This window comes from Streptomyces sp. NPDC002680 (assembly GCF_042889145.1).
Classification (GTDB): Bacteria; Actinomycetota; Actinomycetes; order Streptomycetales; family Streptomycetaceae; genus Streptomyces; species Streptomyces adonidis.
Genome location: NZ_JBIAQP010000009.1, coordinates 418,666 through 442,089, shown reverse-complemented (window position 1 = coordinate 442,089; position 23,424 = coordinate 418,666). Strand labels below are relative to the sequence as shown.

General features: G+C 70.3%; 21 protein-coding genes. 8 read left to right on the top strand and 13 right to left on the bottom strand.

The features are described from left to right. Positions 1–106 precede the first annotated feature (106 nt). A complete protein-coding gene (locus tag ACFYXF_RS25675; RefSeq protein WP_389352640.1) occupies positions 107–1,627 on the bottom strand; it encodes an NAD(P)H-hydrate dehydratase in 1,521 nt (506 codons plus the stop codon). Positions 1,628–1,822: 195 nt separating this feature from the next. On the opposite strand from ACFYXF_RS25675, the gene ACFYXF_RS25670 reads away from it, so the two are divergent. Next, positions 1,823–5,803, top strand: a complete 3,981-nt coding sequence (locus ACFYXF_RS25670) for a hypothetical protein (RefSeq protein ID WP_389352639.1) — start codon at positions 1,823–1,825, stop codon at positions 5,801–5,803. A gap of 22 nt (positions 5,804–5,825) precedes the next feature. Here ACFYXF_RS25670 and ACFYXF_RS25665 read toward each other — a convergent pair whose 3' ends face one another. From ACFYXF_RS25665 to ACFYXF_RS25655, 3 genes are read right to left on the bottom strand one after another with little or no spacing between them, the layout of a single operon-like run. Then, the gene (locus ACFYXF_RS25665; RefSeq protein WP_389352638.1) at positions 5,826–6,197 is read right to left on the bottom strand and encodes a holo-ACP synthase; all 372 of its coding nucleotides are present in this window, start codon (positions 6,195–6,197) and stop codon (positions 5,826–5,828) included. A gap of 29 nt (positions 6,198–6,226) precedes the next feature. Continuing rightward, entirely contained in the window at positions 6,227–6,694 is a 468-nt protein-coding gene (locus ACFYXF_RS25660; RefSeq protein ID WP_389352637.1) for a hypothetical protein, read from the bottom strand. Then, positions 6,667–7,125 (bottom strand): ATP-binding protein, encoded by a 459-nt coding sequence (locus ACFYXF_RS25655; RefSeq protein WP_389352636.1) that lies wholly within the window; start codon positions 7,123–7,125, stop codon positions 6,667–6,669. Before ACFYXF_RS25655 ends, ACFYXF_RS25660 begins: the two co-directional genes overlap by 28 nt. Positions 7,126–7,332: 207 nt before the next feature. Between ACFYXF_RS25655 and ACFYXF_RS25650 the strand changes: the two genes are divergently transcribed. Continuing rightward, complete coding sequence (locus ACFYXF_RS25650; RefSeq protein ID WP_389352634.1) at positions 7,333–8,169, top strand: helix-turn-helix domain-containing protein; 837 nt, start codon at positions 7,333–7,335, stop codon at positions 8,167–8,169. Positions 8,170–8,177: 8 nt separating this feature from the next. Continuing rightward, positions 8,178–8,390: a DUF397 domain-containing protein gene (locus ACFYXF_RS25645; protein WP_389352633.1), complete on the top strand. Its 213-nt coding sequence runs from the start codon at positions 8,178–8,180 to the stop codon at positions 8,388–8,390. Here the strand turns inward: ACFYXF_RS25645 and glmS are convergent. Then, positions 8,351–10,198 (bottom strand): glutamine--fructose-6-phosphate transaminase (isomerizing), encoded by a 1,848-nt coding sequence (gene glmS / locus ACFYXF_RS25640; RefSeq protein ID WP_389352632.1) that lies wholly within the window; start codon positions 10,196–10,198, stop codon positions 8,351–8,353. The genes ACFYXF_RS25645 and glmS overlap by 40 nt on opposite strands. A gap of 86 nt (positions 10,199–10,284) precedes the next feature. Continuing rightward, positions 10,285–11,073 carry a hypothetical protein gene (locus ACFYXF_RS25635; RefSeq protein ID WP_389352631.1) on the bottom strand — a complete coding sequence of 263 codons (789 nt, stop codon included), beginning with the start codon at positions 11,071–11,073 and terminating at the stop codon, positions 10,285–10,287. Between the two features lie 434 nt (positions 11,074–11,507). Here ACFYXF_RS25635 and coaA point away from each other — a divergent pair, with 434 nt between their 5' ends. Both coaA and ACFYXF_RS25625 read left to right on the top strand, forming a co-directional pair. Further along, positions 11,508–12,476, top strand: coding sequence for a type I pantothenate kinase (coaA, locus tag ACFYXF_RS25630; RefSeq protein ID WP_389352688.1), 969 nt, complete (start codon positions 11,508–11,510; stop codon positions 12,474–12,476). 23 nt (positions 12,477–12,499) lie between these two features. Further along, positions 12,500–13,438 (top strand): DUF389 domain-containing protein, encoded by a 939-nt coding sequence (locus tag ACFYXF_RS25625; RefSeq protein WP_389352629.1) that lies wholly within the window; start codon positions 12,500–12,502, stop codon positions 13,436–13,438. Positions 13,439–13,450: 12 nt separating this feature from the next. Here the strand turns inward: ACFYXF_RS25625 and ACFYXF_RS25620 are convergent, their stop codons facing one another. From ACFYXF_RS25620 to ACFYXF_RS25610, 3 genes are read right to left on the bottom strand one after another with little or no spacing between them, the layout of a single operon-like run. After that, entirely contained in the window at positions 13,451–14,128 is a 678-nt protein-coding gene (locus ACFYXF_RS25620; protein WP_389352628.1) for a response regulator, read from the bottom strand. Beyond that, positions 14,125–15,348, bottom strand: a complete 1,224-nt coding sequence (locus ACFYXF_RS25615) for a sensor histidine kinase (RefSeq protein ID WP_389352626.1) — start codon at positions 15,346–15,348, stop codon at positions 14,125–14,127. Before ACFYXF_RS25615 ends, ACFYXF_RS25620 begins: the two co-directional genes overlap by 4 nt. After that, positions 15,348–15,890: a hypothetical protein gene (locus ACFYXF_RS25610; RefSeq protein WP_389352624.1), complete on the bottom strand. Its 543-nt coding sequence runs from the start codon at positions 15,888–15,890 to the stop codon at positions 15,348–15,350. Before ACFYXF_RS25610 ends, ACFYXF_RS25615 begins: the two co-directional genes overlap by 1 nt. 156 nt (positions 15,891–16,046) lie before the next feature. On the opposite strand from ACFYXF_RS25610, the gene ACFYXF_RS25605 reads away from it, so the two are divergent. After that, complete coding sequence (locus ACFYXF_RS25605; RefSeq protein WP_369030572.1) at positions 16,047–16,385, top strand: hypothetical protein; 339 nt, start codon at positions 16,047–16,049, stop codon at positions 16,383–16,385. A gap of 69 nt (positions 16,386–16,454) precedes the next feature. Here ACFYXF_RS25605 and glmM read toward each other — a convergent pair whose 3' ends face one another. From glmM to rplM, 3 genes are all read right to left on the bottom strand, one after another. Beyond that, positions 16,455–17,813: a phosphoglucosamine mutase gene (glmM, locus tag ACFYXF_RS25600; RefSeq protein ID WP_389352622.1), complete on the bottom strand. Its 1,359-nt coding sequence runs from the start codon at positions 17,811–17,813 to the stop codon at positions 16,455–16,457. A gap of 266 nt (positions 17,814–18,079) precedes the next feature. Further along, positions 18,080–18,616 (bottom strand): 30S ribosomal protein S9, encoded by a 537-nt coding sequence (gene rpsI / locus ACFYXF_RS25595; protein ID WP_330290586.1) that lies wholly within the window; start codon positions 18,614–18,616, stop codon positions 18,080–18,082. Between the two features lie 42 nt (positions 18,617–18,658). Beyond that, positions 18,659–19,102: a 50S ribosomal protein L13 gene (rplM, locus tag ACFYXF_RS25590; RefSeq protein WP_235475489.1), complete on the bottom strand. Its 444-nt coding sequence runs from the start codon at positions 19,100–19,102 to the stop codon at positions 18,659–18,661. 281 nt (positions 19,103–19,383) lie between these two features. Here rplM and ACFYXF_RS25585 point away from each other — a divergent pair, with 281 nt between their 5' ends. Both ACFYXF_RS25585 and ACFYXF_RS25580 read left to right on the top strand, forming a co-directional pair. Next, positions 19,384–20,262 carry a hypothetical protein gene (locus ACFYXF_RS25585; protein WP_389352620.1) on the top strand — a complete coding sequence of 293 codons (879 nt, stop codon included), beginning with the start codon at positions 19,384–19,386 and terminating at the stop codon, positions 20,260–20,262. A 156-nt stretch (positions 20,263–20,418) separates the two neighbouring features. Next, a complete protein-coding gene (locus tag ACFYXF_RS25580) occupies positions 20,419–22,446 on the top strand; it encodes a glycosyl hydrolase family 28-related protein (protein ID WP_389352618.1) in 2,028 nt (675 codons plus the stop codon). Between the two features lie 99 nt (positions 22,447–22,545). Here the strand turns inward: ACFYXF_RS25580 and truA are convergent, their stop codons facing one another. Further along, the gene (gene truA / locus ACFYXF_RS25575) at positions 22,546–23,415 is read right to left on the bottom strand and encodes a tRNA pseudouridine(38-40) synthase TruA (RefSeq protein WP_389352616.1); all 870 of its coding nucleotides are present in this window, start codon (positions 23,413–23,415) and stop codon (positions 22,546–22,548) included. Positions 23,416–23,424 lie beyond the last annotated feature (9 nt).

Here is a 23,424-nt window from a genome sequence, read left to right as displayed (position 1 = left end):
CGGCGTTTGAGGACGAGCGCGTTCAGCGCGACAAGGGGGGTCTGGGGGCGCAGCCCCCAGAAGGATGGGACGGGTAGGGGCGGCGGGGGCGAAAACAACCCCCCGTTCACCCACCCCGAACATCCCGCCAAGCCCTCCCCACCCCCTCCGCAACCCCCTGCGCCCCCACAGGCGCCCCCTCCGCCGCCAACCGCCCCGCCAACCCATGCAGATACGCCCCCACACTCCCCGCATCCACCGCCGAAAGCCCCGCCGCCAACAACGACCCGCACAACCCCGACAGCACATCCCCACTACCGGCAGTCGCCAGCCACCCCGTCCCGGTCGAGTTGACCCGCACAGCACCCCCCGCCGGCCCGGCAACCAACGTCGTAGACCCCTTGAGCAGCACAGTCGCCCCGTACCGAGCGGCCAGTTCACGAACGGACGACAACCGAGCCCCCTCCACCTCCGCCCGAGCCACGCCAAGCAACGCCGCGGCCTCCCCCGCATGCGGCGTCATCAACGTCGGCGCCCCCCGCCCCCGCACAGCCTCCCGCTCGGCCAACCGCAACCCATCCGCATCGATCAGCACAGGCACATCCGCCTCCAACACCTCGGCGACAGCACCGGCATCGTCCCCGGCCCCAGGCCCGACAACCCACGCCTGCACCCGCCCCGCCGCCCGCGGCCCCTGGTCGGACACGAGCGCCTCCGGAAAACGCGCGATCACGGCATCCCCCGCCGGCCCCACATACCGCACGGCCCCCGCCCCACCCCGCAACGCCCCCGCGACGGCCAGCACAGCGGCCCCGGGATACCGCGCGGACCCGGCCGCGATCCCGACGACGCCCCGCCGGTACTTGTCGCTCTCGACCCCGGGCACCGGCAACAGCCGTGCGACATCCGCGTGTTGCAACGCCTCCAGCTCGGCGACCTCAGGCAGCACAGCCCCGAGCCCGATGTCGACGAGCCGCACCGTCCCGGCGTACTCGCGCGCGGGATCAACGAGCAACCCGGGCTTGTGCGTGCCGAAAGTCACCGTCAGATCAGCCCGAATCGCCTCCCCCCGCACCTCACCGCTGTCGGCGTCGACCCCACTCGGCAGGTCAACGGCGACCACAGCGGCCCCCGACTCCCGCACAGCCGCCACGAGCGGCAGGACATCATCCCGAAGCCCACCCCGCCCACCGATCCCGACGATGCCGTCGACAACGAGATCGGCCCGCCGGACAACCCCCGTGACCCCGTCACTCCCCTCGCCCCAAGCCGAACCGCCATTACCACCCCCAGCCCCACCACCGGAACCGAACCCCCCACCAGAGTCCCCACCGGCGCGCACCACCGTTCCGCCCGCCCCCCGCAGCGCCGCAAGCCCCCCAGAATGCGCACGCTCCGGCGCGAGCAGCACCGCGGTCACGCCCGCCCCGCGCCGGGCGAGCCGGGCCCCGGCGTACAGGGCATCGCCGCCGTTGTCACCGCTGCCGACGAGCAGGACGACCCGCGTCCCGTACACCCGCCCCATCAACTGGCCGCAGGCGACGGCCAGTCCGGCCGCCGCGCGCTGCATGAGCGCGCCCTCCGGCAACCGTGCCATCAGCTCACCCTCGGCCGCCCGTACCGTCTCCACGCTGTACGCAGTTCGCATACGCCGAGTCTCCCGTACCGTCGTCCATTCGTCCGTGTTCACCAAATCCATACAGCGACCACCTGGTCACGGACCGTTCACATCCTCACACTTTTGCCCACGACACACTGCACGACGCATGTGCCAAGGGACTCGGGGGATGCCCATGGACGGACGACAGCTCGCTGCCTCGACACCGACGGCGGTACCCGTCCGGTGACGCCCTACAGAAGTCCCGAGGACGACGGCGAGCAGCCCGCCACCGGACCCACCGAGTCCGCCCGCAACGTGGACATGCACGCCTGGGCCAGCGAACACGGCTCGGTCTACCAGTCGGCGGAGAACATGATCGTCGTACACGGCGATCTGATCCGGATCCACCATCTGCACCGGCACCAGCACTTCCACCCCGACGGCGGCGGCGCCGAGGAGGCGGTCGAGCGGGGCACCGTCCCAGCCGGCGGCGAGGGTGTCCCGTACCCGGGAATGCGCGCGTTCGGACGCGCGGACGCCGAGTGGTTCTTCGGCCGGAGGACCCTGCTCAGCAGGTTGTTCGACCGGCTCGAGAAGTGTCTGGACGACCACCGTCCGCTCGCCGTCGTCGCACCGTCCGGCGCGGGCAAGTCGTCGCTGCTGCGCGCCGGTCTGCTGCCCGAGCTGGCCAAGGGGCAGCTGCCCGGCGCGGAACGCTGGCCCCAGCTCCTGCTGACCCCCACGGCCGCTCCGCTCGCCGCCCTCACCACCGGTCTCGCCCTGCTCACCGGGGCCGAGGAAGCGGTGGTCGGCGCGGCCGTGGAGAGCGGCCCGGGGAGCGTCGTCCGGCTGGTGCGGGAGCGGCTCGCGCTGCCGACGGAGGCGCGGGTGCTGCTGGTCGTGGACCAGCTGGAGGAGCTGTTCACGCTCTGCCAGGACGAGTCGGTGCGCCGCCGTTTCGTCGCCGTACTCGCCGCCCTGACCGGTGCCGACGGCCCGCACGCCCCCGTCGCGCTGACCGTCTACGGGCTGCGCGCCGACGTCTACGGCTCCTGCGTCGCCCATCCCCACCTCCACGACGCCCTGCAGAACCGGCAGTTGATCGTCGGCCCGATGAGCGACAAGGACGTGCGCGACGCCGTGACCCTGCCCGCCCGGCGCGCCGGGCTCAGGCTCGGGCCGGGACTGGTGGACGCGGTCCTGCGCGACCTGCGGGGCACCGTCGGGCCCCCCGTCGGCGACGACGGAACCCAGACCGCCTCCGACGCCACATCGGGCACCGGCACCGCCGCGTACGAGGCCGGCCGACTGCCGCTGCTCGCCCACGCGCTGCGGAAGACCTGGCTGAACCGCGTCGGCGACACCCTGACCGTGGGCACCTACCGGGAGACGGGCGGCATCGACGGTGCCGTGGCGGACACCGCCGAGACGGAGTTCAAGAGCCTGAGCCCGGCCGATCGGCGGACGGCCCGGCAGCTGTTCCTCAGCCTCGTCAGGATCGGCACCAGGGGCGAGGCCGTACGGCGCCCCCGTACCCGCGCGGACCTGCTGCTGACCACCACCGACCCCCGGGCCGTCCCGGACCTGGTCGAGCGGTTCACCCTCGCCCGGCTGCTCACCCAGGGCAGGGGACCCGAGCGGGCCACCGTCGAGGTCACCCACGAGGTGCTGCTGACGGCGTGGCCACGTCTGCACGGCTGGATCGCGGCTGCGGGGCAGGGCGGCGTACCCATCCGGCAGGAACTGGAGGAGGCGGCCGTCGCCTGGGACAACGGCGGGCGCAAGGACACGGCCTCGCTGTACCGGGGCGCGCGGCTGGAGCTGGCCCGTTCCTGGGCGGCGGACGACCGCGACGAGGATCTCGTCGAGGTGGTCGCCGACTTCCTCGACGTGTCCGGGCGGTACGAGCGCCGGAGCAGGCTGCTGCGGCGGGGCGCGGTGGCCGTCATCACCGTCCTTGCGCTGCTGGCCTCCGTCCTCGCGGGCTTCGCGCTCGACAGCCGCGCGGACGCCCTGAAGCAGCGCGACAACGCGGTCTTCGACCGGGTCACGGCGGAGGCGGACCGCCAGCGCGACACGAACGGCGCGCTCGCCGCCCAACTCGACCTGGTGGCGTACCGGATGCGGCCGACGGCTGCGCTGCGGACCCGGCTGATGCAGGAGGCGGGGGCGGTGATGCCGACGCGACTGCCGGGGGACTTCGGTGCCGTGCACTCGGTCTCGTTCGGCGCGAAGGGGCGGCTGGCCACCGGCGGCGACGCGCTGCGCTTCTGGAACGCGACGGACCCGACCCGCCCGGCTCCGCTGGCCGCCCCGGTCGCCGGCCGGTCGGGGACCCGGGTGTCGTCGGTGTACAGCCCGAGGCGCGGTCTGCTGGCGGTGGGGGGCGGGGACGGCGCGATGCGGATCTTCGACGTCTCCGACGGCGGGCACCCCGTCGCCCTGTCGGACTGGGTCCAGGCGTCGAAGGGAGCGGTGCACACCCTGCGGTTCAGCCCCGACGGCCGGACGCTGGCGACCGCGAGCAGTTTCCAGGCGACCGGCACCACGTCCGGCCGGGTGGAGCTGTGGAGCGTCGCCGATCCACGGCACCCGCGACGGCTGAGCACCGTACTGGTCACCGAGAGGCAGAGCACCTCCACCGTCGACTTCAGCCCGGACGGCACCACCCTGGCCGTCGGCGGTGGCACCGCCGACGGCAGCGAGCGCACTCATCTGCTGCGGCTGTGGGACGTCTCGGACGCGGCCCACCCGGCCGCGCTCGGCGGCGACCTGGGCGGCCACGTGTCGATCGTCAACCAGGTGGCGTTCAGCCCGGTCGGGTCGGTGATGGTCAGCGCGGGCAGCGACAGCAAGGTGTACGTCTGGGACGTGTCGAAGCCACGTCGGCCCAGGATCGTGAACACCCTGTTCCTCAACAGCGTGGCCACGTCGGTCGCCTTCAGCCCGGACGGGCGTGTGCTCGCCACCGGCGAGAACTCCGGCAGTATCTTCCTCTGGAACCTCGGGACGGCGAGGCTGGCCAAGGTGCTCGGCCCGCCGCTTCAGGGGCACACGTCCGTCGTCTCCAGCCTCGCCTTCGACACCGACGGACGCACCCTGGCCAGCGGCAGCGCGGACGGCGGGGTGCGGCTCTGGAGGCTGCCCGCGACCCTGGCCGTCACCGAGGCGGGCAACGGGGTCGCCGCACTGGCACCGACCGACGACGGCCGACTGCTCGCGGTGGCCTCCGGTGCCGACGTCACCCTCTGGGACCTCGCCGACCCGGACCGGCTGACCCTCCTCGGCAGGCTGCCCCGGTTCCGCACCGGGGTCAACACGCTGGCCTTCGCACCGGGGAAGTCCGGGCGGGCGGTGCTGGCCACCGGTGACAACGACGGGGGCGTCCGGTTGTGGGACGTGACGGCACCGACCCGCCCGGTGGGGACCGGCCTGGCACAGCCCGGCATGGCCCAACCGGTCGCGGGCCTGGCCTTCGACAGCACCGGCCGCACACTGCTCGCGGGCAGCACGCAGCTCCAGGGCGGCTACACCGGCGAGTTGCGAGCCTGGGACGTCTCCGACCCGGCCCGCCCGGCGGCCCTCGGCAAGGGCACGCTCGGCGAACTGCGCCTGCCGCTCAGGGCCGTGGCCGCCGCACCCCGCGGCGGATACTTCTACACCGGCGGCCTGTACGACGGCGCGCTGCGCGTATGGCGGACGGGCGCCGGCACCGTACCCACCGAGGTCGGCCGGCTGGCGAGCGGCCAGCTCGTCTTCGCCCTCGCCGCGAGCCCCCGTACGAACCTGATCGCGACCGGCAACGTGGACAGCACCATCCGGCTGTGGGACGTGACGCGGCCGAAGGCCCCGGCCTCTGTCGGAGACCCACTGGTCACCGGAGGGACCGTGCCCAGCATCGGGTTCTCCCCGGACGGCCGCCTCCTCGCGAGCGGCGACGCCGTCGGACAGGTCCGCCTCTGGGACACCTCCGACCCGGCCCACGCCACCGCGTACGGCCTCCCGGTCACGGGCCACAGCGGCCTGATCGCCGCGCTGACCTTCGGCCCCCGCTCCGGCACCCTGATCACCGGCGGCGACGACGGCACAGTACGCCTCTGGCAGACCGACCCCGCCAGGGCCCGCACACTCCTGTGCGCGTCAACGTCCACCGCGATGACGCCATCCCAGTGGAAGAAGTACGTCTCCCCGGACCTGCCGTACGCCCCACCGTGCACGACCTGACACGGCGGCCCGGTCGCCTCCCCTACCCCTCGGCAACCACAACGGCCGAGGCAACCCCCGCATCATGACTGAGCGACACATGCCACGACCGCACCCCGAGTTCCTCCGCACGCGCGGCCACCGTCCCCGTCACCCGCAGCCAGGGCCGCCCGCTGTCCTCGACGCAGACCTCCGCGTCGGTCCAGAGCAGCCCGCCGGGCGCCCCCAGCGCCTTGGCGAGCGCCTCCTTCGCGGCGAACCGCGCGGCCAGCGAGGCGGCCCCACGCCGCTCACCACTGGGCAGCAGCAACTCGCCCTCCAGGAACAGCCGTTGGGCCAGCCCGGGCGTCCGCTCCAACGAGGCCCGGAACCGCTCGATCTCGGCGACGTCGATGCCGACTCCGATGATGCTCATCCGGGCACTTTACGATCCGTACGGCGACCTCAGTCGGCCGCCTTGCCGAACAGATCCTCAGCACGCTCCGCCGCGCCGACGCGGTCGAGCCAGTCATCGAGGCGAGCAAGGTCGGCGCAGGTGGTGACGCGTTCGCGGATGTCGTCGGAGACGGGGAGCCTCCGTACTTCCAGCACGGTCAGAATCGCTTTGGCTCTCCCCTTCGCCAGGCCGACGGCGTAGCCGATGGCCCACCGCTCGACGTATCCCGGCGGCCATTGCTCGATCTTGCCCCGCAGATACGCGATCTCTCCGGGCGACAAACCCTCCCGCTTGCTGATCTCCCTGAGCCTGCCGCGGAGTTCGGCCATGGCCTTCTCGGGCGAGAGGCCAACCAAGGCCATGGCCGCCACAAGCCCCGTGGCGATGCCGGAGACTTCCTCTTCCAGTTCCGGGCGCAGGCCCAGCTCCAGCTCTCGGTTCGGGTGCGTCACGCGGCGGCCCGCAGCTCGCACCACACGAATTTCCCTCGATTCCCGAACCGACTCAGCGGCTGCCACCCCCACAGCTCGGAACAGGCCACCACCATCCCCAGCCCACGCCCGTCCTCCGGCTCCAGCTCGACAAGCTGACCCAAGTCCCGGGGCGGCTGCGGCGGTCGGGGGTCGGCGTCCCAGGCCCCGATGCGGAGTACGCCGGCGGACCAGCGGACACGCAGGGCCGCGGGCCCCTTGGTGTGCCGTACGGCGTTGGACACCAGCTCACTGGCGAGGAGTTCGGCGACGTCGACGAGGCCGATGAGTCCGTGCATGGTCAGGATGAGGCGGAGGGTGCGGCGGCTGACGGTGACGGCTCGGGGGTCGTTGGGGATGTAGAGGGAGTACTCCCAGGACTCGGGGTTGGTCGTGAACTCGGGGTCGAGCTCGGAATTGGACTTGGTTTCGGGCATGCGTCAACTCCCGTTCGGTTGTGGGGGGCGCGGTGAGCGGGCGGTGGCATTGTCGCGGCCGTCATGGCAGGACGGCGCGGTGCACTTCCGCAGCGTGTGCGTTGCATCACCGACGGTAGGGGTTACGCGTAATCCAAGGCAAGCCGATCGCGTAATCTGACCCCTAACGGGCCGCATTGGCAACCGCGTTGAACCAAGGAGCAACTGATGGTCCAGAGGCGCGAACCGACTGCGCGTCAGATGCGGCTGGGGGTTGAGTTGCGCAGGCTTCGCGAGGCGGCGGGACTCAACGCCGTCGAGGCAGCAAGGCTTCTTGGGTTGAATCGCGTCCAGATCAGCCAGATCGAATCCGGGGCCATCGGAGTGAGCGAACAGCGGCTGCGCCGCCTCGCGTCCCACTACGCGTGCACGGACGAGGAGTTCATCAACGCCCTGGTCGGCATTGCCACCGACCGGACACGCGGCTGGTGGGAGGATTACCGAGGCCAACTACCCACGTCGTTCCTGGATCTCGCAGAACTGGAGCACCACGCCACGTTCCAGCACGAGGTGGCGATCCTGTACGTACCCGGCGTTCTACAGACAGAGGACTACGCCCGCGCAGTCTTCTCCTCCAGGGTTCCCGAACTCACCCACGACGAGCTTGAGTTGCGCTTGCGCCACCGAATGAGACGCCAGCAGATCACCGTCCCGTACGAGTTGGTGATCCACGAATCCGCCCTACGCATCAGGGTCAGCGACCGCGCCGCCTCCCGAGCCCAACTCGTCAAACTCGGAGAACTCTCCGAAACGGACAACATCACCGTGCGCGTCATCCCGTTCGACCTGGATGGCTTCGGCAGGGCGGCCAGCACCATGACGTACGTCGGTGGCCCCCTACCCAAACTGGACACCGTCGTGCGTGACGTGCCCCACGGCTCGGCCTTCATCGACTCCGAAGCACAGCTCAGCGCCTTCCGAACACGCTTCCGTAAGGTGGAAGACGTATCGCTCGACCCCGAACGGTCGCGTGACTTCATCAACCGGCTGGCGAAAGAGCTGTGAGGCACCCCATGGGCAACTGGCGGAAGTCGTCCTACTCAGGCCCGGACGACGGCAACGCGTGTGTGGAGATCGCCAACTCCCCTACCCACATAGCCATCCGCGACACGAAAGCCCCCGCCAGGGCAACCCTCACCTTCCCGACCGAAGCCTTCGCACCCTTCCTGGACACCTTGAAGTCAGCTCACTCCACCGTCACCGACTTCGCCAGGTTCCGAGGCTGATCCACCTCGTTGCCCCGAGCCGTCGCCAGCTCACAAGCGAACACCTGCAACGGCACCGTAGCCACCAGCGGTTGCAGCAGCGTCGGTGTCGCCGGGATGCGGATCAAGTGGTCCGCATACGGCACCACCGCCTCGTCCCCCTCCTCCGCGATGACGATCGTCCGCGCACCCCGCGCCCTGATCTCCTGGATGTTGGACACGATCTTGTCGTGGAGGACGGAACGCCCCCGAGCCGAGGGCACCACGACAACCACCGGCACGTCATCCTCGATCAACGCGATGGGCCCGTGCTTCAGCTCACCGGCAGCGAAGCCCTCGGCGTGCATGTACGCCAACTCCTTCAACTTCAGCGCACCCTCCAGCGCCACCGGATACCCCACATGCCGCCCCAAGAACAGCACCGTGTTCTTGTCGGCGAGCGAACGTGCCAGCTCGCGCACGGGCTCCATGGTCTCCAGCACCTGCTCGACCGCACCGGAAACCTCCGCCAGGTCACGCACGACGGCCCGAATCTCATCGCCCCACTTGGTACCGCGCACCTGCCCCAAATACAGGGCGACGAGATAACACGCCACCAACTGCGTCAGGAACGCCTTGGTCGACGCGACCGCGACCTCGGGCCCCGCATGCGTGTACAGCACCGCGTCCGACTCACGCGGGATCGTCGAGCCGTTGGTGTTGCAGATAGCCAGCACCTTGGCACCCTGCTCGCGGGCGTGCCGCAGCGCCATCAGGGTGTCCATGGTCTCGCCGGACTGGGAGATGGCGATGACGAGGGTACGAGCGTCGAGGATCGGATCCCGATACCGGAACTCGCTGGCCAGCTCCACCTCGCACGGAATGCGCGTCCAGTGCTCGATGGCGTACTTGGCGATGAGCCCGGCATGAAATGCCGTACCGCACGCCACCACCACGACCTTCTCGACCTCCCGCAACGCACCCGCAGGAATCCGCACTTCATCGAGCGTCAGTGAGCCGGCCGCGTCGATACGCCCCAGCAAGGTATCGGCGACAGCCTTGGGCTGCTCGGCGATCTCCTTGAGCATGAAGTAGTCATAGCCCCCCTTTTCCGCGGCCGACACGTCCCAGTCGACGTGATACGACCGCGCGTCCCCCGGACTGCCGTCGAAGCCCGTCACCGTGACCCCGTCCCGGCGCAGCTCCACCACCTGGTCCTGACCCAGCTCGATCGCCGACCGCGTGTGGGCGATGAACGCGGCGACGTCCGAGGCGAGAAAGGCCTCGCCCTCTCCGACTCCCACCACCAGCGGCGAGTTCCGCCGCGCCCCGACGACGACGTCCGGCTCGTCGGCATGCACGGCGACGAGCGTGAACGCCCCCTCAAGCCGCCGGCACACAAGCCGCATGGCCTCGGCGAGATCGGCACACGCGGAGAACTCCTCGGCGAGCAGATGCGCGACGACCTCGGTATCGGTCTCCGAGTTCAGCTCATGCCCGCGCTCGGCCAACTCCGCCCGCAGACAGGCGAAGTTCTCGATGATCCCGTTGTGGACGACGGCGACGCGCCCGGCGTTGTCGAGATGCGGATGGGCGTTGGCGTCGGTGGGCCCGCCGTGGGTGGCCCACCGGGTGTGCCCGATGCCCGTGCCGCCACTCGGCAACGGCCGCTCGACGAGCCGCTTCTCCAGGTTGACGAGCTTCCCGGCCTTCTTGGCGGCAGCCAACCCACCATCGGCCAGGACCGCCACACCGGCCGAGTCGTACCCCCGGTACTCCAGCCGCTTCAGCCCGGCCATCACGACGTCGAGAGCCGACTGCGACCCCACGTAACCCACGATTCCGCACATGTGCCGCAGCCTACGATCGAACACACGCCACACTCGTGCACCGCGTGCCCGATATCGGAAATTCCCGGAGCCGGGGGGGACGTGGCTCAGCCGAGCTTGGCGAGCTGCGCGTCGATGATCTCCGTGGGGAAGTCGTAGTCCTTGCCGGTGGAGGCCGAGGCGAAGTTGACGGCGGGGACGTAGACGACGGTGGTGCCCTTGCGGACAACGACGGCCTTCATCGGTGCCTTCAAACCGGCGTCCACGGTCATCGTCAGGGCGAGCGCCTCGTCCGCTCCCTCGGGCGCCGCGGTCTTGGTCACCTTCAAGGCGTCGCTCTTCGTGCCGGTCACGGTGTAGGAGAACCCGGCGGCGCACTTCTCGACGGAGGTGTTCAGGTCCTTCATGGCCTGCTCGGCGCCACCGTCGTCGTAGGAGGCCAGCGTGATGACGGCCTGCTCAAGGTCGAGGGTGGCGAGGAACTGGTCCTCCTCGCTCGCCCCGGCGGCAGGCTTCGCGGCGTCGCCCTTCCACGTCCGCTTCACCGTGGCCGCCGGCTTGCCGACGTAGGAACCGGACTGGAGATACGCCAGCGGCGCACAGGCCACGTCCTCCGACGTCACGCCACTCTGCGCGATGTCGTCCTTCGCCGGCACCTTCTCGGTGAGGGTCCCGCTCTTGACGTCCGCCTGCACGAGGGCGACCTTCGCCAACTCGGCGGAGGTGAGCGCCTTGCCGGAGGCAGTCTTACCGGCCTGGGTACTCTCCCCGCTGCCACCGGCCTTGCCGCTGTCGCCGACGCCGTCGTCGGACGAACCGCCACATGCGGTGACGAGAAGCGCCAGGGCAGCGGCAGAGGCGGCGAGGGCGGTACGGCGAACAGCGGCAGATCTCACGTCGAAAACTCTCACTTCCAAAGAAACGTCATTGCTTTATCCGCACTTTACGCAGCAGAAATCCGCAGGAGTTCACAGGGGCGCCAGCCGATATCCGATCGCAACGCCACCGTGATCACTCACCTGAATTTGAGCCTTGATTGACCCGACCCGAGACATTTGCCCAGTTCAGCTTCGCCATAAAACGCCTTGAACGCCACACCGGACTCCATGACCGACACCACTCCGCGCGACGCAGAAAATCCCGCAATCACGCAACCAAAACGCGTCCGGCATCGTCGCGCCATTATTCGGAAGGTTCAATTCCGGAGTGGACACCGAGAAGGGAGCGGTCTGCCGACGAGCCGGGAACCCCGGGGGTGGCGTGACGCACCCCACCCCCCACCCCGTCCACACTCCCGTAACAATGGACTGTGATCTCTCCGGTCTCCTCGATGCCCCGGAGCGCCCACCGGCAGCGGCCGGAGGCGACTCCCTACGTCGACCTCACCCGTGCCGAGTGGAGTGCGCTGCGCGACAAGACGCCGCTCCCCCTCACCGCCGAGGAGGTCGAGAAGCTGCGTGGTCTGGGCGATGTCATCGACCTCGACGAGGTGCGGGACATCTACCTCCCGCTCTCCCGCCTCCTCAATCTGTACGTCGGCGCCACGGACGGCCTAAGGGGAGCCCTGAACACCTTCCTGGGCGAACAGGGCACCCAGACCGGCACCCCCTTCGTCATAGGGGTCGCGGGGTCCGTGGCCGTCGGGAAATCCACCGTCGCCCGTCTCCTCCAGGCGCTGCTCTCCCGCTGGCCCGAACACCCGCGCGTAGAACTGGTGACCACCGACGGCTTCCTGCTCCCCACCGCCGAGCTGACCTCCCGTGGCCTCATGTCGCGGAAAGGTTTCCCCGAGTCGTACGACCGCCGGGCCCTCACCCGGTTCGTGGCGGACATCAAGGCCGGGAAGGACGAGGTCACGGCCCCCGTCTACTCCCACCTCATCTACGACATCGTCCCCGGCGAGAAGCTCACGGTCCGCCGCCCGGACATCCTGATCGTCGAGGGCCTGAACGTCCTCCAGCCCGCCCTCCCCGGCAGCGACGGCCGCACCCGCGTCGGCCTCGCCGACTACTTCGACTTCAGCGTGTACGTCGACGCCCGACCCGAGGACATCGAGCGCTGGTACCTGAATCGCTTCCGGCGGCTGCGCGAGACGGCGTTCCAGAACCCGTCCTCGTACTTCCGCAAGTACACGCAGGTGTCCGAGGAGGAGGCCCTCGACTACGCCCGCACCACCTGGCGCACCATCAACAAGGTGAACCTCCTGGAGAACGTGGCCCCCACCCGCGGCCGCGCCACCCTGATCATCCGCAAGGGCCCGGACCACAAGGTCCAACGCCTCAGCCTGCGCAAGCTGTAATCCCGAAGTCGTACCCTGCCCCCATGCTCCACCTACGCCTCATCACCCCCGCCGACCGGACCAACGACGTGGTCCGCCTGATCGAGAAGACGGTCGGCACCACCCACCTGGTCGTCCTCCCCGGCGCCGCCCGCAACCCCGCCGGGGACGTCGTGATGTGCGACGTGGCCCGGGAGGCGGGCGACGAACTCATCGGCGGACTGCGGGCGTTGGACCTCGACACGACCGGTTCGATCGCCGTGGAGAACATCGACCTGTCACTCTCCAAGCGCGCCGACAAGGCGGAGGAGGAGGCTCCCGGCGAGGGTGCGGACGCGGTCCTGTGGGAGCATCTCGCGGACGCGACCCACGAGGAGTCGACGCTCTCGATCACGTACGTCGCCTTCATCACGCTCGCCACGATGATCGCGGCCTGTGGTGTGGTCCTCGACAACGCGATCCTGATCGTGGGCGCGATGGCGGTGGGCCCGGAGTTCGGCCCCCTGGCCGGCGTGAGCACCGCCCTCGTCCAACGCCACCCGAGACTGGCGGCACGCTCACTGACCGCCCTGCTGGTGGGCTTCGCGGTGGCGATGGCGGCGACGGTCGGCTTCACCTACTTCATGGACACCGTGGACCTGTTCAGCCGCGTCCAGCTGGACGCCGAACGCCCCAACACGAACTTCATCTACCAGCCGGACGCGTTCTCGTTCGTCGTCGCCGTCCTCGCGGGCATCGCCGGCATGCTCTCCCTGACCTCCGCGAAGTCGGGCCTCCTGGTGGGCGTGGCCATCTCGGTGACCACGGTCCCGGCAGCCTCGAACGCGGCAGTGGCCTTCGCCTACGGCGAGTACGGCCAGGCCTGGGGCTCCACGGCCCAGCTCCTCCTGAACCTCCTGGGCATCGTCCTGGCCGCCACTCTCACGCTCCTGGCCCAGAAGTGGCTCTGGACCAGGCAGCGCCAGAAATCCGAAGCCCGGTAGAAGAGACCCGGATCAGGGCCCCGGCGGGGACGAGCCCGGTGCGACCAGTCCGCTCTGGTAGGCCGCGGCGACCGCCTGAGCCCTGTCCCGCATACCGAGCTTCAGCAGGATCCGCCCGACGTGGGTCTTCACCGTCGCCTCGCCGATGAACAGATGGGCGGCGATCTCGGCGTTGGAGAGCCCGTGCGCGACCAGGACGAGCACCTCGCGCTCCCGGCCGGTGAGCGCGGCCAGTTCCTCGGGGGCCGGTCTGATCCGCTCCGGCCGGGCGGCGAACTCGGCCAGCAGGCCGGCGGTCACCGCGGGGTCCAGCCAGCCGTCACCGGCTGCGAGCGCCCGGACCGCGCTCACCAGCTCGCCGGGGGCCGCGTCCTTGAGCAGGAAGCCGGAGGCCCCGGCGCGCAGCGCCTGGTAGACGGCCTCGCTGACGTTGTACGTCGTCAGCACGAGCACCCGGGCCTCGCCGGGGAAGGCGTCGGCGGTGATCCGCCGGGTCGCCTCGACCCCGTCCGTGCCGGGCATCCGTACGTCCATGACGACGACCGTGGGGCGCAGTTCGGCCGCGAGGGCCATGGCCTGCGCGCCGTCGGCGGCCTCGCCCACCACCTCGATGCCGTCCTCGCCGGTGAGCAGCATGGCGAGCGCGGAACGCACCATCGCCTGGTCGTCCGCGAGCAGTACCCGGATCATGACGCGGCCTCCTGCCGGAAGTGTCCCTGGGTCGGCAGGGTGGCGGCGACCCGGAAGCCACCGTCCCCGGTGGGCCCGGCGTCGAACGTGCCGCCGCAGCCGGCGACCCGCTCCCGCAGCCCGATCAGCCCGTGCCCGGTGGACAGTTCGGAGCGGGCGGTCGCCGGGGTGCCCCGCCCGTCGTCGCCGACCTCGATCCGCAGCCGGCCGCCGGACCCGTGCCAGTCGAGGCGTACGACCGTGGCCGCGCCAGGGCCCGCGTGCTTGGCCGCGTTGGTCAGCGCCTCCTGCACCAGCCGGTACGCGGTCAGGTCGACGCTCCTGGTGAGCACGGCGGGGACACCGGTCACCTCCACCTGGGCGTCGAGACCCACCTGGCGCACCCCGTTCAGGAGCGGGTCCAGGTCGGCGAGCCCGAAGCCCGGCCCCTCGGCGGCGAACCGCTCACCGTCGGTGCGCAGCACCAGCAGCATGTGCCGCAGCTCGGCGACGGCGGTCCTGCCGCTCGACTCGATCTGGTCGAGGGCCTGCTCGACCCGGTCCGGGTCGGTCCGCAGCACCCGGCGGGCACCACCCGCCTGCAACACCATGACGGTGACCGCGTTGGCGACGATGTCGTGCAACTCCCGTGCCGTGCGCGCCCGTTCGGACAGGACCGCCTCCTGGGCGCGGGCCAGCGCGAGCCTGTCCCGGAGGGCCGCCGCCCGCCCCGCCCGCGCCCACCGGCCGACGGCCCACACCTCCAGGTTGAGCAGCCCGTAGAAGCAGGCCACCCCGATCAGGGAGGTGAGCTGCTCCTCGGCGGGTACGTCGGCGAGCGCCGCCCGCACCGAGAGCGCCACCGGAACCGTCACCGAGGCCAGCGCGAGCCCGGCCCACCGGGCACTCCCGAGGGCCGCGACGGTGTAGAGCGCGACGAGCAGGGCCAGGGTCGGGCTGTAGTCGAACATCCCGGCGGCGGTGAGGAGTTCACCACCGAGGGCGTGCGCCCACACATAGCCGAACACCGCGCGGGGCGCTCGCCGCCGGGCCGCGAGCGCCGCGTGGCCGAGGACGGCGTACCCGACGGTGACCAGCCGGTCGGCCAGGCCGACGTGCGGGAGGGCGAAGTCCGAGAAGAGGAACAGGTCGGGCAGCAGCAGGGCGGTGGCAAGCACCGAGTCCTGGACGGCGGGGGCCGCCCGGTACAGCCTGCCGAGGGCGGCTTGGGGCCCGGTCATCACGGTCCGGTCGGCGGGTGCGACCCGTCGGGACGCGGCGGGTGCGGCAGGCAGAGGCGGATGACCCGGCAGGGCCCGTCGGCGAACGCGTCGAGCCGGTCCTCGCTCAGCGCGGCCAGACCCGCCTCTCGGGGCCGGGCAGGCACCGGCGAGTCGTAGCCGAGTCCGCGCATCGCCGCCCACAGGTCGCCGCTCTCCGCGAGCAGTGCCTCGGTCAGCCGACGCTGGGTGAAGGGCTCGGCGCGCACCACGTAGCGGGACAGCTCCGCGAGCCGGACCACGCTCGCCGTCAGACCCGGCCCGGGTTCGAGCCGCTCCACGTCGGCCACCGCGATCCGCTCCACCGGCCCGCTCCCGGCGGGCACCGGGGTGATCACGGCGACCAGCGCCCCCTGCGGCTCGGTGAGGAGCTGCGGCGGATCAGGGACGAGGAGCGCGTCCCGGTCGACGAGGAGGGCCCTGGCACCGATGGGTTCGAGGGTGACGTCCACGGCTGTGACCAGTGCGGTTGTCTCATCCATGGGGTCGTTCGAGTCACTCATGGCTCCATGGAACCGCCTCGGAGCCACGCAGAAACGTCCACCCTGGGTCGTACGCGGCTAATCCACCCCAGAGTGGACGCGGGGGCGGTCTCGATACGCGCATTCTCATGGGTGTCGGAAACACGTCCGACGACCAGAGGGAACGGGGAGGCGACCATGGGGTTCCAGGTCAAGTTCTACCAACTGCGGTGCATCGAGACCGAGGACAACGGCGAGGACGAGCTGTGGGTGGACTTCCGCGGCCAGCGCGTCTGGGGTCGCGGCGACATCAACAACGGCGCGGTCATCAACGTCAACAACGGGCCGTTCACGATGGTCAACAGCGGGGCCGACGTCGTCTCCATGTGGGACAAGGACGACTTCGACCCGGACGACCACCTGGGCGACTTCCACATCAGTACGGGCGTCTCGGGCCGCGGTGAGCAGGTCGCGGTGTTCCGCAACAACGGGGCCCACTACACCCTCACGTACGAGGTGCGGCCGGACAACTGGTAGACCGTTCCCGCACGGCGTCCGGGACCGCCACGGCGTTCCCGGACCGCCGACGGTCCCCCTCCAACAGGGTTAACCGAGCGCGGACTTCACCACATCCGCCAACCGCCCGGCCACGGACCGGGCCTGGTCGATGTCCGCCGCCTCGACCATCACCCGGACCAACGGCTCGGTCCCGGAAGGCCGCAGCAACACCCGCCCGGTGGCCCCGAGTTCACGCTCGGCGTCGGCGACCGCGGCCGCCAGCTCCGCGGACGTACCGACCTTCGTCCGGTCGACGTCCGGCACGTTCACCAGCACCTGCGGCAACCGCTCCATGACACCCGCGAGATCCTTCAGCGTACGACCCGTCTGCGCCACCCGGGCCGCCAGCAGCAGCCCCGTCAACGTCCCGTCGCCCGTGGTCGCGTGGTCCGAGATGATCACGTGCCCGGACTGCTCGCCGCCCAGCGCGTACCCGTGCTCCTTCATCTCCTCCAGCACATACCGGTCCCCGACCGCCGTCTGGATCAGGGACAGCCCCTCCCGCTCCAGCGCCAGCTTGAAGCCCAGGTTCGACATCACCGTCGCGACAACGGTGTCGGCCCGCAGCACCCCCCGCTCCCGCATCGCCAGCGCGAGTACGGCCATGATCTGGTCGCCGTCCACCTCCTCACCGGTGTGGTCGACGGCGAGGCAGCGGTCGGCGTCGCCGTCGTGGGCGATGCCGAGGTCGGCGCCGTGTTCGAGGACGGCGGCCTGGAGCTTGCCGAGGTGGGTCGAGCCGCAGCCGTCGTTGATGTTGAGGCCGTCCGGCTCCGCGCCGATGGTGACGATCTCGGCGCCGGCCCGGGTGAACGCCTCGGGCGAGACCAGGCTGGCGGCGCCGTGCGCCTCGTCCAGCACGACCTTGAGACCGTCGAGGCGGTTCGGGAGCACGCCGACGAGATGGGTGACGTACTGCTCGAAGCCCTCGTCGTACGTCCGTACGCGCCCCACGCCGCCGCCGGTCGGGCGGTCCCAGGGAGCGCCGGTGCGGTGCTCCTCGTACACCGCCTCGATCCGCTCCTCCAGGTCGTCGTCGAGCTTGTGGCCGCCGCGGGCCAGGAACTTGACGCCGTTGTCCGGCATGGCGTTGTGGCTGGCGGAGAGCATCACGCCGAGGTCCGCGCCGAGTTCGGCGGTGAGGAACGCGACCGCCGGGGTGGGCAGTACGCCGACCAGCAGGACGTCGACGCCCGCGCTGGCGAGGCCCGCGACGACCGCGGCCTCCAGGAACTCCCCGGACGCACGTGGGTCCCGTCCGACCACGGCGACCGGCCGGTGGCCCTCGAACGAACCCGCCTCGGCGAGTACATGCGCCGCCGCTACGGACAGGCCGAGGGCCATCTCGGCCGTCAGGTCCGCGTTGGCGACACCGCGCACGCCGTCCGTGCCGAAGAGTCGTCCCACTGGTGTCCTCCGAAGATGCTGGAAAATATGCGGCTCATGCACTGTACGTACGGCTCACACGCCGAGGGGCCGGTATGTCGTGCGGCTATGCCGAGTGTCCATGCCGGACCTGCCTACGTATATCCCCTGTGCCTGTTTCCAAGCTGTCGGGACCGTTCCGCCCGCCTGTGCCGTAAGCCTGTGATAAGTAAAGCCCCCGGTAAACGAACCGCCCCGACGGCACGGAGAGTGCCGCCGGGGCGAAACGTACAAGAACAGCGGAGCGATTAACGCTTGCTGTACTGCGGGGCCTTGCGGGCCTTCTTGAGACCGGCCTTCTTGCGCTCGACCGCACGGTCGTCGCGACGGAGGAAGCCGGCCTTCTTGAGGGCGCCGCGGTTGTTGTCCACGTCGGCCTCGTTCAGCGCGCGGGCCACACCGAGGCGCAGGGCGCCGGCCTGGCCGGAGACGCCGCCACCCGTGATGCGGGCGACAACGTCGTAGCGGTTGTCGAGTTCGAGCACCTTGAAGGGCTCGTTGACTTCCTGCTGGTGCACCTTGTTGGGGAAGTAGTCCTCAAGGGTGCGACCGTTGATCTTCCACTTGCCGGTGCCCGGGACGATCCGGACGCGGGCGATGGCGTTCTTGCGACGGCCCAGGCCGGCGGCCGGCTGCGGGTCGCCGAAGCGGCCGTCAAGGGCCTCCGCGTACTCGCCCTCGACGACGGGCGCCTCGGACTCGGTGGTGTAGCTCTCGACGTCGGCGTTCTCGAACTCGACATCGGCGTTCTCGTCGAGCGGCTGCTCGACAGTGGTCTCGGCCACGATTCTCCTCAGAATTCTCTACGTCTTAGGGGGTGGCCGGAACTACTGCGCGACCTGGGTGATCTCGAACGGCACCGGCTGCTGGGCAGCGTGGGGGTGCTGGTCGCCCGAGTAGACCTTCAGCTTCGACAGGCACTGACGGCCCAGGGTGTTCTTGGGGATCATGCCCTTGATGGCCTTCTCGACGGCCTTCTCGGGGTTCTTCGCCAGCAGCTCGTCATAACGGACGGAGCGCAGACCGCCCGGGTAGCCGGAGTGGCGGTAGGCCAGCTTCTGGGTCTTCTTGTTGCCGGAGAGGTGCACCTTGTCGGCGTTGATGATGATGACGAAGTCACCGGCGTCGACGTGGGGGGCGTAAATCGGCTTGTGCTTGCCCCGCAGGATGTTCGCGGCAGTGGTGGCCAGACGGCCCAGGACGACATCCTGGGCGTCGATGACGTACCACTGGCGAGTGATGTCGCCGGGCTTAGGGCTGAACGTACGCACTTCGTAGCCTTCGCTTCTTCAGTGGATGGGTCCTGACACATGGCATCACTGAAGCGATCGTGCAGCTGGGGACGACAGTGCCGGGAACGATGCCCGTATGCCGCCCACTGGTAACTGCTCCAGGGAACCTACGTAGGGGCTCTCGTCCAAGAACGACCAAGCCGATACGCATAAGAACGCCCAGGTTACCCGCGCTGCCCCGGACGGGTCAAAACGAGGGTACGGGCGGATACGTATGAGACGCCTCGGCACAAGGGTTGTACGGCGTCTAGGATGCGCGCATGAGCTTTGGGCAGGGGGGACCTCAGTGGGATCCCTGGAAACCGAATACCCCGCAGCAGCCGTGGGGCGGTCAGGGCGCCGGGCAGGCCCCCGACTGGGCGGCGCTCGCCGAGGCGTCCGAGACCCGTAACAGACGCCGCAGACTTCTGCTGATCGTGGGGGCCGCGGTGGCCACCGTCGGTGTGGGCGCGGCCGTCGCCATGGCCGTGGTCAACGCGGACGGCAACACCACGGCCTCCAACAAACCGACCTCCGACCTGCCCGCCACCGCGGACATCCCGAGCGACACCGTCTCGGCGGTGCCGTCGTTCGAGCCGACCAGCGCGCCGCCGCCGCTGGATCCGAAGGACTTCATAGCCAGTGTGAAGAAGGACACGGCGCCCCTGGCCCCGGAGACCCTCTTCCCCGGTACGCAGCTGACGATGGGCGAGCGCCTCTACAAGAAGGGCCCGACCGCCGACACGACGAACTGCGCGTCGGCCGCGAAGAACACCCTCCCGAAGATCCTCACGGACAACAGGTGCACACGCTTCCTGCGGGTCACCTACAGCAAGGACGGCGTCGCGGTGACGGTCGGCGTGGCCGTCTTCGACACCGAGGCGCAGGCCACGAAGGTCAAGGCCACGGCGGACAAGAAGAGCATCGTCGAGTCCCTGTCCGGCGGCGGTGTCCCCACCTTCTGCCGCGCGGCGATCTGCCGCTCGACGACCAACTCCTACGGCCGCTACGCCTACTTCACGATCGCCGGTTTCACCAACGGCAAGGACGTGACGACGAAGAGCACGGCCGTCTTCACCACGGGCGACGACCTCGCCGAGTTCGCCTTCCGCCAGATCAGGCGGCGCGGCGAGGCCCAGGCCTCGGCGGCGAGCCAGTAGCGCATCCCCCTCTTCACCTTCGACGGCCGGCGATCACTGATCGCCGGCCGTCGCACTTCGGCCGTTGAACGTCGGCCGTGAATCGCCGATGGTTGATCACTCGCGAACTGTCTCGCGAACCGACTCGCGTACGGATCAGGCCCAGGGGGACCATTCATGACCACGCACGACTCCGTCACGTCCAGACGCCGCATGCTCGCCGCGACCGCCGGCATCGGCACCGCCGCCCTCGCCACCACAGTGGCCGGCGCGGGCGAGGCAGCCGCCGCGGAGACCCCGGCGGGCTGGCTGAACGTACGGGACGCGGCGTACGGAGCGCTCGGCGACGACGCGGCCGACGACCAGCCGGCCATCCAGAAGGCGATCGACGCGGCGGGCCAGGGCGGCACCGTCTACTTCCCGCCGGGCAGGTACCGCATCGCCGCGCCCCTCAGGCTGACGCTCGGCGTGACGCTGCGCGGCGACTGGAACCCGCACTTCCCGGACCGCACCAACATGACCGGCTCCTACATCCGGCCGGCCGTCGGCTACTTCGTGGGCGACGCCCTGATCACCGTGGACCCGGCCCCGGCGCAGGACACGTACTACGACTCCGCGCACGGCGGCGGGCCGCGCCTGTACGGCCTGGCGCTCAAGGGGTGCGACGGCCTGCGGAACCGGATCGTGAACACGGAGAACGGCCCCATCACCGCCGTCCGGATCAACCCCGGCGTCAAGGACGTCGGCATGGACAAGGTGACGATCTGGCGCTTCTCCGGCGACGGCGTCAACGCCCAGAACGGGGCCGCGTTCCAGTTCAACCAGGTGCACTGCACGGGCGCCGGCGGCCACGGCTTCACCTGGGGCGACTCGGCCGGAACCGGCGGCGGCCTGGTCGACGCCGACCTGTTCCAGTGCTACTCGCAGGGCAACGGCGGCCACGGCTTCGACATCCTCAACCCGAACGCCGTGACCATGGTCGACTGCCGCGCCGAGTGGAACACGCAGTACGGCTACCACGTCACCGGCATCAACTACTCGATGGTCATGGTCGGTTGCAACACCGACCGCAACGGCAAGGACGGCTTCCACCTCGCCACCTCCGCCGGCGGCCGCTTCCTCCAGCTCCTGGGCTGCCTCGCGAAACGGGACGGCAAGAGCGCCACGGACGCGGCCGGCTTCAGCGTCACCGGCGAGGCCGCCGAGGGCATCGTCCTGACCGGCTGCTCGACCTCAATAGGCCGCAACGACGACAGCACGGGCGACTTCTCCCCCGCGTACGGCATCACCACCTCGGCCCTGAACTCCGCGAGCTGTGTCTCGGTCGTCGGCGGCGAGTACGTCGGCACCACGGCCCCCTTCAACGACGCCGGCGCGGTCGTCGTACGGCACAGCGGGGTCACCGCGGGCACCCGGACCGACGCCGGCATCGTCTGGGACAAGTCCGACGCGCACATGGTCTCGGGGGCCGCCGGCACCACCCGTGACGTGCAGTTCTGGTCCCGCGGCAAGAACCGCCGCTGGGCCCTGCGCGCCACCGACACGGCCGAGTCGGGCTCCGGCGACGGCTCCGACTTCGCGCTGGTGCGATACGCCGACGACGGCACCGCCCTGGACACCCCGGTCACCGTGAGCCGCAGCACCGGCCGCATCACGCTCGGCCAAGCGGGCAACACCCCCGGCGTGGTCGTCAACGCCACCGCGAGCCCCGGCGTGAACCTCGTCCAGACCCGCGCCGCCGGACAGGGCTACGCGGTCACCGGCGCCGACACCGCCTCCCGCGCCTTCCAGTCCCAGGTCACCGGCGACTCCATCAACCGCTTCGCCGTCGACATCGCCGGTACGCAGACCTTCGGACCCGGTGGCTCCACGGGCCGGGACACCAGCTGGGGCCGCCTCGGCGCGGCCCAGGTCGGCAGCTCCGACTCGGACCTCGTGGCGGGCCTGGCCGGAAAGGGCCTGCGGGTGAAGGAGGGCGCCAACGCCAAGATGGGCGCCCTCACCCTGAACGGCGCCACGGCGGTCACCGTCGCGACCACCGCGGTCACGGCGACGAGCCGCATCTTCCTCACGGTGCAGGCCCCGGGCGGCACCCCGGCCGGAATCGCGTACGTCTCGGCCCGTACGGCCGGCACGTCGTTCTCCGTCAAGGGCGTAGCGGGCGACACCTCGACCGTCGCGTGGCTCATCGTGGAACCGGCGTAACGGGCGTAACGGGCGGGCTGAGTTTCTATTCAGCCATTTTTTGGGGTGCCCGGGTGGGGCTTCTGACGGGAAATGGCTGCCCATTCCCCCAGCCGACCTTCAGGAAGGTCCTGACCGGCTGACCCCGTGCACCTCGCCCCGAACCCGGCGGGCCTGAAGCTGCCGCTCGGCCAGCAACTCGTCCGCCGGGTAGGCGACTTCCTCCAGTGTCAGCCCGTAAGGCCGCACCACGTGAACGGCACTGTCCCGCACCCGAGCGTCGAGCACCCGCCGAGGCCACTCCACCCCCCGATGCCCATCACCGACGAACAACAGAGCACCCACCATGGACCGCACCTGGTTATGACAGAAGGCGTCAGCCCGGACCTCGATCTCCACGACCCCGTCCAACCGCCTCCGCACCCCGAAGTCAAGAACCTCCCGAACAGTGGAAGCCCCTTCACGCTTCTTCGCGTAGGCGGCGAAGTCATGCTCCCCGACAAGGGACTTGGCGGCGGCATCCATGGCGGCGACGTCCAACTCCCAGTCGTGCCAGAGCACATGATTACGCAAGAGGGGATCGACCCCACCAGGCCGATCACCGACCCGATACACATACCGCCGCCACAAGGCAGCGAACCGAGCGTTGAACCCGACCGGCGCCTCAGCAACCCGCCAAACCCGCACATCCTTGTCCAAGCGCCCGGCAAGCCGCTTGAGCAGCTTCTCCTGATGCTCGCCCCACACCTCGACAGGCAGATCGACATGAGCGACCTGCCCCCGGGCATGCACGCCGGCATCGGTACGCCCGGCCACGGTCAGCTCGTACGAGGCACTGCCGGACCTGGTCACAGTCCGCAGGGCATCCTCGACCTCCCCCTGCACGGTCCGCCGCCCCCCGGCCTGCTTGGCCCACCCGGAGAACCCTGTCCCGTCGTACGACAGGTCCAGACGGACACGGACATGACCGGGCTGAACTTCGTCACTCACCCCTGGATC